Annotated in this window: 10 protein-coding genes; 7 read left to right on the plus strand and 3 right to left on the minus strand. The window is 33.4% G+C overall.

From position 1 onward, the window contains the following. The first annotated feature begins 131 nt into the window (after positions 1–131). The 7 genes from ruvA (at position 132) to KO515_RS02135 (ending at position 12,780) form a co-directional block, all read left to right on the plus strand. On the plus strand, positions 132–713 hold the full coding sequence (ruvA, locus tag KO515_RS02105; RefSeq protein ID WP_215934732.1) for a Holliday junction branch migration protein RuvA: 582 nt from the start codon (positions 132–134) through the stop codon (positions 711–713). Continuing rightward, positions 713–8,041 (plus strand): cell surface protein SprA, encoded by a 7,329-nt coding sequence (gene sprA / locus KO515_RS02110; protein ID WP_215934733.1) that lies wholly within the window; start codon positions 713–715, stop codon positions 8,039–8,041. Before ruvA ends, sprA begins: the two co-directional genes overlap by 1 nt. 59 nt (positions 8,042–8,100) lie before the next feature. Beyond that, positions 8,101–8,481 carry a glycine cleavage system protein GcvH gene (gcvH, locus tag KO515_RS02115; protein ID WP_215934734.1) on the plus strand — a complete coding sequence of 127 codons (381 nt, stop codon included), beginning with the start codon at positions 8,101–8,103 and terminating at the stop codon, positions 8,479–8,481. A gap of 4 nt (positions 8,482–8,485) precedes the next feature. Continuing rightward, the gene (locus KO515_RS02120; protein ID WP_215934735.1) at positions 8,486–8,836 is read left to right on the plus strand and encodes a VanZ family protein; all 351 of its coding nucleotides are present in this window, start codon (positions 8,486–8,488) and stop codon (positions 8,834–8,836) included. Positions 8,837–8,902: 66 nt separating this feature from the next. Then, the gene (locus tag KO515_RS02125; protein ID WP_215934736.1) at positions 8,903–9,631 is read left to right on the plus strand and encodes an energy transducer TonB; all 729 of its coding nucleotides are present in this window, start codon (positions 8,903–8,905) and stop codon (positions 9,629–9,631) included. 118 nt (positions 9,632–9,749) lie between these two features. Further along, positions 9,750–10,547, plus strand: a complete 798-nt coding sequence (locus tag KO515_RS02130) for an energy transducer TonB (protein WP_215934737.1) — start codon at positions 9,750–9,752, stop codon at positions 10,545–10,547. Positions 10,548–10,671: 124 nt separating this feature from the next. Beyond that, positions 10,672–12,780, plus strand: a complete 2,109-nt coding sequence (locus tag KO515_RS02135) for a gliding motility protein RemB (protein ID WP_215934738.1) — start codon at positions 10,672–10,674, stop codon at positions 12,778–12,780. A 37-nt stretch (positions 12,781–12,817) separates the two neighbouring features. Here the strand turns inward: KO515_RS02135 and KO515_RS02140 are convergent, their stop codons facing one another. The 3 genes from KO515_RS02140 to KO515_RS02150 all read right to left on the minus strand — a co-directional run bounded on the left by KO515_RS02140 (position 12,818) and on the right by KO515_RS02150 (position 15,372). Next, a complete protein-coding gene (locus KO515_RS02140) occupies positions 12,818–13,699 on the minus strand; it encodes a hypothetical protein (RefSeq protein WP_215934739.1) in 882 nt (293 codons plus the stop codon). 163 nt (positions 13,700–13,862) lie between these two features. Then, complete coding sequence (locus tag KO515_RS02145) at positions 13,863–14,483, minus strand: hypothetical protein (RefSeq protein WP_215934740.1); 621 nt, start codon at positions 14,481–14,483, stop codon at positions 13,863–13,865. Between the two features lie 55 nt (positions 14,484–14,538). After that, complete coding sequence (locus KO515_RS02150) at positions 14,539–15,372, minus strand: rhomboid family intramembrane serine protease (RefSeq protein WP_215934741.1); 834 nt, start codon at positions 15,370–15,372, stop codon at positions 14,539–14,541. Positions 15,373–15,429: the final 57 nt, after the last annotated feature.

The raw sequence follows: 15,429 nt of genomic DNA on the forward strand, positions 1-15,429 counted from the left end.
GATGATAGAGATTTTATAAAGCCTAAATTCTAGAATTTAGTTGATAATGAGATCTAGGAGTCATACTGTCCCTCTATGTGTGCTAATGAAAATAATTTTATTACATTTGGTTTTTTAACTTTTCGTTATAAATGATTACACATATAGAGGGTAAACTTGTAGAAAAAAATCCGACAGACGTTGTTATAGATTGCAATGGTGTCGGCTATTTTATTAATATATCATTGCATACGTATTCTCAAATTCCAGATAAAGAACATTTGAGACTCTATACGTATCTTCAAGTGCGTGAAGACTCACATAGTTTATATGGGTTTTCGTCCAATGTGGAACGCGAAATCTTTAAACTATTAATTTCTGTAAGTGGCATAGGTACTAATACAGCACGTACCATGTTGTCTTCTCTATCACCAGACCAAGTTAAAGAAGGTATCGGAAGCGGAGATGTGGCTTTAATTCAGAGTGTAAAAGGTATCGGGCTTAAAACGGCTCAACGTGTTATTCTAGATTTAAAGGATAAAGTGTTAAAAGTCTATGGACTAGATGAACTTTCTTCAATACCAAACAATACACACAAAGAAGAAGCGTTATCTGCTTTAGATGTTTTAGGATTTAATAAAAAACAATCTGAAAAAGTTGTCGATAAAATTTTACAAGCCCAACCAGATGCCCAAGTGGAGCAAATTATTAAGGAAGCTCTAAAAAACTTATAATGCAATTGAATAGACCTCTACATAAGCAAAACTTATCCTATAGATATTTATGCATATTAGCGTTAACCATGCTAATTGGGAATACAGTTTTCGCTCAAGAAACAGAAACAGAACAAGATTCTACGAAGACCACTTTTGCATTTGGAAAATTGAACATGCCAAATCCAAATAGTATTGTATCAAAATATACTTACGATCCTATTTTAGACCGCTACGTCTATTCTGAGAAAATTGGAAATTTCAATATTAATTATCCTTTAATTTTAACTCCAGAAGAATTTCAAAAACTGGTATTGGAAGAAAAATTAAAAGATTATTACAAGAAAATGGCTGATGCCAAGGCCGGACAAAAAGAGGGGTCTGAAGAAGATCAGAAAAATTTACTACCAGAGTTTTATGTGAATTCAGGTTTATTTGAAACTATATTTGGTGGCAATACTATAAATGTTATACCACAAGGTTCGGTTGAAGTCGATTTAGGAGTTTTATTTTCAAAACAAGATAACCCTTCGCTTTCTCCACAAAACAGAACAAATTTCACATTTGATTTTGATCAGAGAATTAGTTTAAGCTTATTAGGTAAGGTAGGTACGCGACTTCAAGTAACGGCAAATTATGATACGGAAGCCACGTTCGATTTTCAGCAGGTTGTTAAGTTAGAATATACTCCAACCGAAGATGATATTATCCAGAAAATTGAAGTAGGTAATGTGAGTATGCCACTAAATAGCTCATTGATTACAGGCGCACAAAGTCTTTTTGGTGTAAAAACAGAATTACAATTCGGAAAAACAAGGGTTACAGCAGTATTTTCAGAACAACAATCGCAATCAACATCAGTTGTAGCAGAAGGCGGAGGAACTGTTGAAGAATTTGAGTTTTATGCCCAAGATTATGACGAAAATAGGCACTTCTTTTTAGCACAGTATTTTCAAGAAACCTATGATAAGGCCTTACTACAATATCCATTTATTGATAACCAAGGGTTGCAAATCACTAGGGCAGAAGTATGGGTAACAAATAGAACGAATGAAACCGATAATGTTAGAAATATTGTGGCATTTCAAGATTTAGGGGAGTCTACTGCTGATAACATCGGATTGGACCCTATCCCAGCTGGTTTTATTAATAACATAGGAGCAAAACCAAATAATGAAAATAATGATTTTGACCCTACTAATATTGGCGGAGCGGGTTCTTTATTAACAGAATCAGTGAGAAACATTACAAACATTCAAGGTGGTGTTAATGTCAGTATTCAAGAAGGTTTTGATTATGGAAAACTAGAATCGGCGAGTAAATTAGTTGAAGGACAAGATTACGTTTTAAATGCTGATTTAGGTTATATCTCTCTTAGTCAACGTTTGTTAAATGATGAAGTTTTAGCTGTAGCATTTCAATATACATTAGGTGGACAAGTATTTCAGGTCGGTGAATTTGCTAATGATGGAGTAGAAGCTACAACAGTTGACGATACTTCAGGAACTGATGTGGTAACTAATCAAAGTTTAGTCGTTAAAATGTTGAAAAGTGCTGTCACCTCTGTAGATCAGCCTATTTGGAATTTAATGATGAAGAATATTTATGATACTGGTGCTTACCAACTGGATCAAGAAGATTTTACATTAAATATATTTTATACTGAATCTTCGGCCTTAAACTATATTACGCCTGTAACGGTTGGTGGAGTTGAAGTTGAATTTCCCACATTTGATAATAATACACCCAACGTTACTAGTGATGATTCTGAAATTAGTGAAACCCCTTTAATACGACTTTTTCATTTAGATAAGTTAAATTATAATGGAGATGCTCAAACACAAGGAGATGGTTTCTTTGATTATGTAGAAGGCGTTACGGTCTTGTCGCAAAACGGAAAAATTATTTTTACAAAATCTGAACCTTTCGGACGTTATTTATTTGATATTTTAGATAATGACGGTAACTCAAATAATAACGACACAGATTATGAGGACATAACAGACACTCAAGCGGGTTTTAACGAAAATCAGAAAAAATATGTGTACGACATACTTTATAAATCCACAAAAACAGCCGCTTTAGATGAAGCAGAGAAAAATAAGTTTCAAATAAAAGGACGTTATACGAGTAGTGGAAGTGATAGTGGAATTTCAATAGGAGCTTTTAATGTGCCTAGAGGTTCTGTTACTGTAACAGCGGGTGGACGAACACTTGTAGAAGGAGTAGATTACACAGTGAATTATCAATTAGGACGTGTAGAAATTTTAGACGAAGCTTTAAAAGCATCAAACACTCCAATAAATATTTCTGTAGAGAATAATGCCGTTTTTGGTCAACAAACAAAACGATTTACAGGGGTTAATGTAGAACATCAATTCAATGATAATTTTGTTTTAGGCGCAACGCTATTAAACCTAAATGAACGCCCAATCACTCAAAAAGCGAATTATAGCTCTGAACCTATAAATAATACCATTTTTGGGTTTAACGGGAATTACTCAACAGAAGTTCCGTTTTTAACAAGAATGGTTAATAAATTACCAAATATAGATACGGATGTACCCTCTAGCCTTTCTTTAAGAGGTGAGTTTGCTTACTTATTACCAGGTGCGTCAAGTGGTGCTGATTTTGATGATGAAGCTACAGCATATATTGACGATTTTGAAGGAACACAAGGGACTATTGATTTATTAAGTCCTACATCGTGGACACTATCTAGTCGTCCATTAAATTTACCAAGTAATATTCCAGGTAACGACGCTAATGGAATTGAAAATGGTTATGGTAGAGCTCTTTTAAATTGGTATACTATCGATCCTATTTTTTATAGTACACAACGCCCAGATGGAATATCAGATGATGATGTTTCTGATTTATATACACGTCGTGTGTTTATAGAAGAGATTTTCGATCAAGATATCGTTCAGGGACAAACCACGGTAATAAATACGTTAGATTTAGCATATTATCCAACAGAACGTGGTCCTTATAATTTTGATCCTGCTGCAGCTAATGATACACCATTAACTCCAACTAATAGTTGGGGTGGGATTACAAGACAAATTACGTCTACAGATTTTGAGCAAGCCAACGTAGAATATATTGAATTTTGGGTTCAAGATCCTTTTTTAGATAATCCATCAAACCCTGGAGGTAAATTATATATCAACCTTGGTAATATCTCAGAAGATGTTTTAAAAGATGGTAAAAAACAATATGAAAATGGTTTACCAGAAGATGGTGATGTTTCAGTTTTAGGACGAACTGAATTTGGAAGTGTAGTGCCACAAAATCAATCTTTAGTTTATACGTTTGGAACCACAGGTACAGAACGTACCAATCAGGATGTAGGGTTTGATGGTTTTGATGACGCAGAAGAGATAGCAGAATTTGGAGCAGAATTTGGAGCAGATCCATCCAACGATAACTACGTATATTATTTAAATACTGACGGTGATATTTATAACAGATATAAAAGATACAACAGTACAGAAGGGAATTCCCCAGAAACTTTTACCGATACCAATAGAGGCTCAACAACAGTGCCAGATGTTGAAGATATCAATAGAGATAATACGATGAATACGATAAATAGTTACTATCAATATGAGGTTGATATTAACAGCTCATCGTTAAACTTAAATAACCCAATAATTAATGATTTTAAAGAAGCTTCTGTAACTTTAGAAAATGGGGATACAAGAGACGTGGTTTGGTATCAATTTAGAATACCTATTGGAGAAAGTGATATTCGTGAAGCGGTAGGAGGTATTTCAGATATACGCTCTATCCGTTTTGCTCGTTTATTTGTGTCAGATTTTAGTGAGAATACAGTATTGCGTTTCGCGACTTTAGATTTAGTAAGAAGTGACTGGAGAAAATATTCATTGGATTTAGATAATGACACTAATAATGATAGTCCTAATGTTGAGTTTAATGTTGGTGTGGTTGGAGTTCAAAGTAATGCTAGTTATCAGCTGCCACCTGGTGTAGAACAAGAGGAACTTAATAATAATAACACCATTATAAGTCAAAACGAACAATCATTAGTCCTTCAAGCATGCGATTTAAGTCCTACAGATTCTAAAGGTGTCTATAAAAATATTGATATTGACATGCGTCAATATAAAAAGCTTCGAATGTTTATTCACGCTGAAGCACAAACAGGTAGCCTTTTAGAGCCTGGAGAAATGGTAGGTTTTATTAGAATGGGTAATGATTTTACTGAAAATTACTATCAAATAGAAGTCCCATTACTACCATCTAGTGATGCAGAAGGCAGCTTAAGAGAGCAAGCTTGGCCAGAACAAAATGAAATTGAAATGCCACTAGAGTATTTACAAAAGATTAAAGCACTTGGTATTTCTGCAGGAACTTTATCTAATGAAGATGCTACATTTTACAATGTTATTGATGGTGAACTTGATGAGACAGCGCTATCCTCTGGTAATGTATTTTATGATGATATTGAAGGTACTCAAAGTCAACAACGTATCGCAATTAAAGGGAATCCTAATTTTGGAGATATTAGAGTTTTAATGGTTGGTGTAAAAAATAGTGGGATTACAGCAATGAATTCGTGTGCTGAAGTATGGTTCAATGAGTTGCGTATGTCTGATATGGATAACGAAGGAGGTTGGGCCGCGGTTCTAAGTATGGACACTAAAATAGCAGACTTTGCAAGTATTAGTGCAACAGGTAGTCGTAGCACTATAGGTTTTGGAAGTATTGATCAAGGTCCAAGCGAACGAAGTTTAGAAGATGTCGTACAATACGATGTGGTTACAAATGTTCAATTAGGACAGTTATTACCAAAAAAATGGGGTGTTCAGCTTCCATTTAACTACGCTCAGAGTGAAGAACTAGTTACTCCAAAGTACGATCAATATTATAACGACCTTACTTTAGCGTCTAGAATAGAGGCTGCTACTTCCAGTGAAGAGGAAGATCGCATTCGTGAACAATCTGAAGATTACACCAAACGTCAAAGCATAAACTTTATAGGGGTGAGAAAACAGAAAATGGGTGATGGTAAAAAGCACATTTATGACGTGGAAAACCTAACTTTAAATTTTTCTGATAACAAAGTTGAACATCGTGATTTTGAAATTGAGAGTTCTTTAAATCAAACGGTTAGAGCAGGAGCTAACTATAGCTATGCTTTTGAGCCATTAAAATACGAGCCTTTTAAAAAGAATGATTCGTTATTTACTGGTAAAAACTGGAAAATATTGAAGGATTTTAATCTCAATTTATTGCCATCTAATATTTCTGTAAATACAGATATTAATAGACAATTTACTAAGCAGAAGTTTAGAGAGGTAGACTTAACAGAAGATAATATAGGACTTGAAGAATTGTTTAGAAGAAATTACACCTTCGATTTTCAATATGCTATAAATTATAATCTTACAGATGCGTTGAGCGTCAATTTCTCAGCTGCAAATACAAATATTGTACGTAATTATTTTATAGATAACCAATTAGATGGATTACAAGATCCTGAATTAGATGTTTGGGATGGTTTCTTTGATTTTGGGGATCCTAATTACCAAACACAACAGATACAAGTGAATTATGAGCTGCCAATATATAAAATCCCTGTTTTAAGTTTTTTAAGGTCAACTTATGCGTATAGTGGTGCTTTTCAATGGCAAAAAGGTTCAGATTTATACACCGATTTAGAAGTGCTAGATGAAGATACAGGTCTTTACGATACGGTGAATTTAGGAAACTCTATTCAGAATTCTAATACACATAATTTCAACGCTTCTCTAAATATGGAAACTCTATATAAGAGCTTAGGGTTAGTTAAAAAAGGGCAGACCAAAAGTAAGGGAAGAACTAGAAGTACAGCTGTTAGACGAGGTACACTAAATGTAGAAGACAATAAAGAGATAGCAAAAGATGAAAATAAGCCTAGTTCAGGCGAAAAAGCATATAACACATTTATTAATGTGATTACCATGGTGAAGCGTATGCAATTTAATTACAACGAAAACAACGGAATCTATCTCCCAGGTTATTTACAAACACCAGGATTTATTGGAACATTAAAACCTACCGTTGGATTTACTTTTGGTAGTCAGAGCGATATCCGATCTTTGGCGGCGAGAAATGGCTGGTTAACCACTTATGAAGATTTTAATGATCAATATACAGACGTTACCAATAAATCTTTAGATTATTCTATCAACTTGGAGCCTTTGTCAGATTTAAAAATCGATTTGACAGGAAATAGAATATATGCTGAAACCATTACCGAGAGTTTCAATACAACGGATATTGATGGCGATGGTTTAAGTGATGTGTATAATGATTTAATTACTAATTCTTACGGAAACTATAGCATTTCAACAGCCTTAATTAAAACGGCATTTAGAAAGAGTGATGAAAATCAATCTGCTACTTTCAATGATTTTAGGGCTAACCGATTAGTTATTGCCAATCGTTTAGCAAAAGACTTTTATGGGAATACACCATATGGTACTGATGACGAAGGTTATCCTGAAGGCTTCGGTAAAAATAGCCAACGTGTATTACTGCCAGCATTTTTATCAGCATATCAAGGTACTGATCCAGAAAAAGTGAGTACTAATGCTTTTAGAGATATTCCAATTCCAAATTGGACTTTAAAATATACCGGTTTAATGAAATTGCCTTGGTTTAAGAAAACCTTTAAGCGTTTTTCTGTTCAGCATGGTTACCGTTCTAATTATACCATAAATCAATTTGTGACTAATTTAGATTATGACAATTCTATTGATAATTTGGTTGTTGATTCAGACTCAGGTATAGGATCTATAAATACTGAGAATCAAGATTCAAATGGAAATTTAAAAAACAAAACACTATTTAGTAATATTAACTTAGAAGAGCAATTTAGTCCTTTAGTGCGCTTAGATTTCGAAATGAAAAATTCGTTTAAAGTATTAGCTGAAATTGCAACTGATAGAACCTTATCTTTAAGTTTTGATAATAATTTAATGACCGAAATTCAAGGAACAGAATATACACTTGGATTAGGATATCGCTTTAAGGATTTAAGAATTAGATCGCAGCTTGCAGGACCAAAGCAAATTATTGTAGCAGATTTAAACATGAGTTTAGATGTTACTGTGAGAGATAATAAAACGATTATCCGCTATTTAGATTTGGAGAATAATCAAATTACCGCAGGTCAGACTATTTGGGGACTTAAATACAATGCAGATTATGCCTTTAGTAAAAACCTCACAGCAATCTTCTATTTTGATTATGCGTTCTCTGAATTTGCGATTTCTACGTCATTCCCACAAACCTCTATAAGCTCAGGAATTACGCTGCGTTATAATTTTGGGAATTAAGTTTGAATTGAATCTATTAAAAAATTACATTTGCACAAAACAATTTATATCCTATTAAAATGAATGCACCATCAGAATTAAAGTATACTAAAGACCACGAGTGGGTAAAAATTGAAGGAGATACAGCTATCGTTGGAATTACAGATTTTGCTCAAGGAGAACTTGGAGATATTGTATATGTAGAAGTTGATACCTTAGATGAAACTTTAGATGCTGAAGACGTATTTGGTACGGTTGAAGCTGTTAAAACAGTTTCAGATTTAATTTTACCGCTATCTGGTGAAATCGTAGAATTCAACGACAATTTAGAAGACGAACCAGAAAAGGTGAATTCTGATCCTTATGGCGAAGGTTGGATGATTAAATTAAAGTTTTCAGACGCCTCTCAAATAGAAGGTTTATTATCTTCAGACGCTTATAAAGCACTTATCAGTGGTTAGAAAAATGCTTTTACTAGTGTCAATAGCTTATACGTTGGCACTGGTTATTGCGAGCCTAATTACGTTGCATGGAGTACCAAGCATTGGAACTTCATTTGATGATAAAATATTTCATATCGTAGCTTATTCTGGATTAACATTACTATGGGTTTTATATGTTAATCGTAGTAGAACGAGACGATTACTTTTTATAGTTTGCTTTGCAGCTATTTTTCTCGGTTTTGTATTGGAATTGTTACAGTATCTTGTTAATCCTAATAGAACCTATGATACCTATGATTTAATTGCGAATAGTATTGGTGCTATTTTTGGTACGCTAATTGCAAGTAAAATAAATATAGAAAAATTAAATTAACCTAAAGCCTTGTTTATTTTACTATTATTTAGTTAAATTAGCGAAGTTGTATTAAAAAATCATATTATGGAACCTAAAAAGAATCTGAAATCAGATGTGAGTAGAAACAGTTCGCTGTTTTTTGCCGTTGGTCTTACCCTTATGATGGGTATTACTTACTTGGCAATCAATTATAAAACTTACGATAAAGTTGATGTTGTTGCGGACTCATTAAATCTAGATGATGAATTAGAAGAAGAAGTGCCAATTACAGAACAAATTGTAACACCTCCACCACCACCTCCGCCACCACCAGCAGCACCAGAAATTATTGAAGTTGTTGAAGATGAAGAAGAGGTAGAGGAAACAATTATAGAATCTACAGAAACTGAAATGGAAACAGAAATTGTTGAAGTAGAAGATGTTGTTGTAGAAGAAGTAGAAGAAGATTTAGAAGTACCATTCTCAGTGATTGAAAATGTTGCCGTTTTCCCAGGTTGTGAAAATAAAAAGGGAAATGCAGCTAAAAAAGACTGTATGAATGAAAAGGTTAATAAATTTATCGGTAGAAAATTTAATACAGATTTAGCTGGAGATTTAGGTTTACCTCCTGGTAAAAAGAGAATCTTTGTACAGTTTAAAGTAGATAAATCTGGTAACGTAACCAATATTGTAGCTCGTGGTCCTCACCCAGGATTAGAGAAAGAAGCAAAACGTGTTATTGGTCAATTACCAAAAATGCAACCAGGTAAACAAAGAGGAAAATCAGTGGTAATGCCGTTCTCTATTCCAATTGTATTCCAAGTACAAGACTAAGGTATAATAATACTATTTTTTATATAAAAATCCCGTTCAAAATTAATTGAGCGGGATTTTCGTTTTGGTATGCTTATTGTGACTTTGACATAATATTAACATTTAAATCATAGATATTATGAAAACATCTAACAAAGACTTCAATGTTGCTGGTCAGAGCGCTACTGAAGCAAAGAAATCACACAAGCATGATGCAAATTTACAAAAAAACTCAAGCCTATATTTTCAAATAGGGCTCATTCTTTGTTTATTAGGTACCTATGCGCTTTTTGAAATGGAGTTTCAAGAAAAGGTGATCATTATTGATCCTCAAGTAGACAATGAATTGGCAATTATTGATGTCATGCCAGTAGTTAGGGCTGAAATTATTCAACCCAAAAAAACGCAGCCTGAAGTAGAAAGAAGCACAAAGTTAATTGATGATTATGAAGCTGTTGATAATGAAAAGGACATTGTAGAAAAGAAACTTATTACTCCAGAAGAGCAAAAGCCAGAGACACAACCCTTTGCGCCAAGTAGTTTGCCTGATGAAATGGATCCTGAAGATGAAGATGTCTTTGTGCCCTTCACGTTAATTGAAAAAGTACCCGTCTATCCAGGATGTGAGAAATACACCAATAACGAAGATCGTGGAAAATGTATGTCGGACAAAATCACAAAACTTATTGGTAAAAAATTTAATGTAGATATCGGGTCTCAATATGGTATTTCGGGAAGACAAAGAATTTCTACACAATTTACCATAGATAAATTTGGCAATGTTAGCGATATTAAAATTAGAGGACCACATCCTGCTTTAGAAAAAGAAGCGAATCGTGTTATAAACAAAATTCCTAAAATGGAACCAGGCTTACAGCGTCAAGTTCCTGTAGGTGTTATTTATACCTTACCTATAGTATTTGATGCTAGACATTAGTCTTATAAGTTCGATTACATAAAAATAACCGTTATTCTCTGAGTAACGGTTTTTTTATACTTCATTTGGTTTCTAGGTTCCTAAAAAAATTAAGTATCTTTCGCACATTAAAATTTAGTCCTTTATGAAGCGCATTGTGCTATTTGCTATTCTGTTAACGACCAGCTTTGGTTATACGCAAACCTTATTGTCTTACGAGAAATCACCTGTTTTTAAGGCATGTGATTCCGTTGCTGTAGAGCAATTGAAATCGTGTTTCAACTTTACGCTAAATACGTTTATTTACGACAATTTTAAAGTCCCTCAAATCGTCACAGATGAATCTTACGTAGGAGACGTTCAAGTTTTGTTTGAAGTGAATAAAGAAGGTGAATTCAAAGCCATCTATACAGATGCAATTTATGATGAATTAAAAGAAGAAAGCAAACGTGTTTTTGACTCACTTCCAAAAATACAACCTGCAACCTATAATGGTCATCCTACATTTGTGCAGTATAGCATTAGTATTCCCATACCTTTAGTAAAGCCTGTTGAAAAAACTGAGCTACCAACGGATGAGGTTAAACTCACCGATAAGGACAGTTTAAATGCGACCTTGTCTAATGAGTTCGATGATATCGCTAATGATTTAAAAGCTTACGAGAAATTAGAATATGATAGTGAACTAAACATACCATTTACACATGCCTATTATGCGCGGTTTGATGACGAAATGAATGCCATTGGCACTAACAGTCATACAGCAGCAAAACCATTTGTGTATAGCGATGTAGCGAGATATTATGATATTAAGGCAGAAAAAGAAAGTTTAGCAAAGGAAACCGACTCTTGGTTGGGTAGAAAAGTTTTTAACGAACATTTGGTAGAAGTCCAAGGCAAAGATTATTGGTTTACCGTAGATCCTATTTTAGATTTACAAGTGGGTAAAGATACAGAAGCTGAATTTAGTTCAACATGGAACAATACACGTGGTGTTAATATACAAGCTGGTTTAGGGAAGCGTTTCAATTTAACGGCATCTGTATATGAGAGTCAAGGTCGTTTTGCTGATTATTACAATCAATATGCAGAAAGCTTGAAAGCTTTTGGTCCAGACCCAGCTATTATTCCAGGGAGAGGAATAGCCAAGCGTTTTAAAGAAGATTCTTATGATTATCCAGTAGCAGAAGCCTATATGTCCTATACTCCAGCAGATTTTTTAAATATCCAATTTGGACATGGGAAAAATTTTGTAGGTGATGGTTACCGTTCCTTATTACAAAGTGATGTGTCAAGCCCCTATCCATATTTAAAATTAAATGCAACCTTCTGGAAAATAAAATACACCAGTACATGGATGTGGTTAAAAGATGTGAGACCTGAAGTTGTTGTTGATGACGCTTTTTTAACTAAATATATGGCCAATCACTACTTAAGCTGGAACGTTTCAAAACGCTTAAATATTGGCTTATTTGAATCTGTAATTTGGTCAGATACCAACGGAAGAGGTTTTGATGTGAATTATTTAAATCCAATTATATTTTTCAGAGCTATAGAATTCCAAACAGGGCAAGGTGCCGGAAATGCAATTCTTGGTCTATCTTCTAAATACAAATGGAATAATAAAGTCAATATTTATGGCCAATTTATCTTAGATGAGTTTTCGTTAAGTGATGTTAAAGCAGGAGAAAAAAGTTGGAAAAATAAATTCGGTTATCAGTTAGGTGCGAAGTATTTTAATGCCTTTGAAGTGGATAACTTAATGCTACAAGCCGAATATAATAGAGTGAGACCTTATACGTATTCGCATAATACACAAATTCTTAATTATGCAAATTTTAATGAGCCAATGGCACACCTTTGGGGAGCTAATTTTAAAGAATTAGTGTTAATAGGGCGTTACAATTATAAGCGTTGGTTTGCCGATGCAAAATTTATTATAGGGCAGCGTGGCTTTGATTACAATACTGATGAAGATAACTTTTCATATGGTGGCGATATTTATAGAGATTATAATGATCGTAATGCCGATACAGGGATTACCATTGGACAAGGGAATAAAACCAATAGTTTTATGACCGAAATACAAGCCGGTTATCTTTTAAATCCTGCGACCAATTTAAAACTGTTTACTAATATTATTTATAGAGATTTTAATCCAGATGCGATTACAGCATCTACTACGGATTCTAATACGTTTTGGTTTAGTATTGGTGTGCGTACAGATTTATTTAACTGGTATAACGATTTTTAGTTGTTGAATATTCGGTGTTGGTTAGGGTAGTGGTTATTTATTCTTCCATCCACATCTCTTTCCATAATTCCAGTTTTCCAGTTTCGGTCCGGTAAAAAATTTCAAATGGTATTTTTATTTTCTTTTTCGGTGAATCGAGATAAGAAATATTTATTGGTTTGAGTGCTTTTTTTATAACTCTTCTGCATTTTCTGTCGTCAGTTATATTCCACCACCATTCTTCATGCTTTTCTGTATGGGTTAAGCTTTCGTAATCAACCCAGACTTTTTTTAGGTTTCCTTTTTTATTATATGTTAGGATATATTTTTCATCGCATAAGTCATAAAGAGGTGTTTTGATTGTATCCCAAATAATAACTTTTTTTACTTGGAGAAAAAGGGTATCCTGAATTTTTATAGCTATTTCTCGTTGTCTTTTTTCAAATCTAATTTTGTTAGCTATTTTTTCGTTTGATATAGTTTTCTCACTTGTTCTAATTCCAGTTTTAAAAGAAATATGAAGTTCTTTTCCATAAATTGAAGCATAACCCATATGGATGTATTGAACCCTTTCTCCTTGTGGAACTATTATTTTACCAGTGAACCAATCCGCAAGTACAATATCAGTTCCAAACATCTTTTTTAAGTCAGCATTTTTTATTTTGAGTCCGCAACTATTATGACAACTTGTTAATTGTATTAAATAGAGCTTATCTCCTTTTAATTCCCAAATAGCTTTGTAACCTCTCCAACAAGCGGTTGAGCCACAACCAACAAAATCCATTAACTCTCTTTGTCCTGTTAGTTCAAAATACTTTTCAAGCGGATTGGAGAAAATTGCAAGTGTATCGCCTTTGTAAACCAAATAATCAGGAACTTGTCCAGTTCCATAACTCAACTTGCAAATAAGAAATATCGAAAAGATTAGTAAGTATTTCATTCGTTGAATTTTGTTTCTCAAATGTAATCCAGCTTTTTATGTCTTAAAAATCAAAATGAGTGATGTGTGTTTTTAGATAAGTAAGGTGCCTTTGTAAATTACTGCGAGCGGTGTAATATATAATTTCATTGCGTATTTAATTTCTAAAGATAGCAAGTCGTTTTTATTCGTACGTAATTTCTATTCTTTCTTCGAGACTACTTGTTGAGTTTTTAATTATTTCTTTAAGAATTCCATATTTTTCATCGTATTTTATAGTGTAAATAGTTCCTAGATTTTCAATATTCGTAATTCTATTTAATTCATCGTATTTGTAATTCCAAGTTCCCATTGTTCCAGAACCTTCAACACTCATACTTTTTACACGGTTTTTGTTGTCATACTCATAGCATTTTACATTTGCAGGATAAATACTCCAGTCGCATTCATTGTCTTTTATGGAATCTTTATAAATTCCATTTGTTGGCATATAATATGGTATTTTGGTGTTTTTTTTACTGAAATATAAGTCAACCTTAGTCTTTTTTAAATCAATTATAGAATCTTTGATTAATTCAATTTCTTTCCATTTCGATTCGTCAACATTCAGGTTGTCATATTGAGTTATAGTTATTTTAATTCGTTCTGAATTTTTATTGCAACTAAAAAAAAATAAAATTAGAAGAAAAAACATTAGTGATTTGTTCATTCGGTCAAATGTTTGCCAAGGTGGTTGCGTATGGTTTACTTCGTCTGTTCGCTGCACTCGGGTGTTGCGTGGTTTAGCGACTGAGATAGTAAACATCTACAAGTAGGTTAGAACTAGGTAATTAATTATACGCGGTGTTGCCAACAGTACTTTATTTCGATAGTTCATTCAGTTTCTCTTTTTCTTTCTTCGTTAGCTTGTCATATCCTTTCTTATTAATTTTATCAAGAATTTTATCCAATTCAGATTGTTTTGATGCTCTATTAGAATTGTATTTATCTTCGAATGTAAATACCTTTTTTGATTTTGAAAAAGGATTTTCAACTATTAATAAATGTGGTTTTTTAATTATCAAGAATAAAAAAGTTAGAGAAGGAATTAGTATTAAGATTATTGGAAGATAATTCGTGATGACAATATTTGGGCTTAATATTATAGCGACCAATAGTCCAACAATTCCACCGCCTAAATGAGCTTCGTGTCCAATATTATCTCGTTGAGATTTAATTCCATAAATTGAATATAGCACATAAGCTATGCCATAAAGCCAAGCAGGAATAAAAACAGGTAACAAAATAAATCCGATTTCCATTCTAGGAAATAATCCGATTGAGGCAAAAACTAATCCACTAACTGCTCCAGACGCTCCGATTGCAGTATAGTCAGGATGGTTTCTGTGAATGTATAATGCAAATAAATTCCCACCAATTAAACTCGCAAAATATAATATCAGAAAAGCGGGAATTCCTATTGAAGATTCTAAACCTCTGCTAAAAAGATAAAGAGTAATCATATTAAAAGCGAAGTGAGTCCAATCAGCGTGTAAAAATCCAGATGTAATTAGTCTTTTGTAATCTTTATTAACTGATATTTGGTCAACATTGAATGAAAATTTGTCTAAGAATGTATAATCATTCAGTCCCATATAAGTCACGATTCCATTCGCAATTATAAGTGATAATGTTACTATTCCAATTTCTTCCATTCTGTTGAGTTGTATTGTTGGCAACGGTTTTGTGAATGATTAGTTGCGTGGTTTAGC

Source organism: Winogradskyella psychrotolerans, from assembly GCF_018860545.1.
Classification (GTDB): domain Bacteria; phylum Bacteroidota; class Bacteroidia; order Flavobacteriales; family Flavobacteriaceae; genus Winogradskyella; species Winogradskyella psychrotolerans_A.

What these genes read in the sequence shown, in the direction of transcription:
- ruvA (WP_215934732.1), top strand. Translation starts at nt 132, where the DNA reads ATGATTACACATATAGAGGGTAAACTTGTAGAAAAAAATCCGACAGAC.
- sprA (WP_215934733.1), top strand. Translation starts at nt 713, where the DNA reads ATGCAATTGAATAGACCTCTACATAAGCAAAACTTATCCTATAGATAT.
- gcvH (WP_215934734.1), top strand. Translation starts at nt 8,101, where the DNA reads ATGAATGCACCATCAGAATTAAAGTATACTAAAGACCACGAGTGGGTA.
- KO515_RS02120 (WP_215934735.1), top strand. Translation starts at nt 8,486, where the DNA reads ATGCTTTTACTAGTGTCAATAGCTTATACGTTGGCACTGGTTATTGCG.
- KO515_RS02125 (WP_215934736.1), top strand. Translation starts at nt 8,903, where the DNA reads ATGGAACCTAAAAAGAATCTGAAATCAGATGTGAGTAGAAACAGTTCG.
- KO515_RS02130 (WP_215934737.1), top strand. Translation starts at nt 9,750, where the DNA reads ATGAAAACATCTAACAAAGACTTCAATGTTGCTGGTCAGAGCGCTACT.
- KO515_RS02135 (WP_215934738.1), top strand. Translation starts at nt 10,672, where the DNA reads ATGAAGCGCATTGTGCTATTTGCTATTCTGTTAACGACCAGCTTTGGT.
- KO515_RS02140 (WP_215934739.1), bottom strand. Translation starts at nt 13,699, where the DNA reads ATGAAATACTTACTAATCTTTTCGATATTTCTTATTTGCAAGTTGAGT.
- KO515_RS02145 (WP_215934740.1), bottom strand. Translation starts at nt 14,483, where the DNA reads ATGTTTACTATCTCAGTCGCTAAACCACGCAACACCCGAGTGCAGCGA.
- KO515_RS02150 (WP_215934741.1), bottom strand. Translation starts at nt 15,372, where the DNA reads ATGGAAGAAATTGGAATAGTAACATTATCACTTATAATTGCGAATGGA.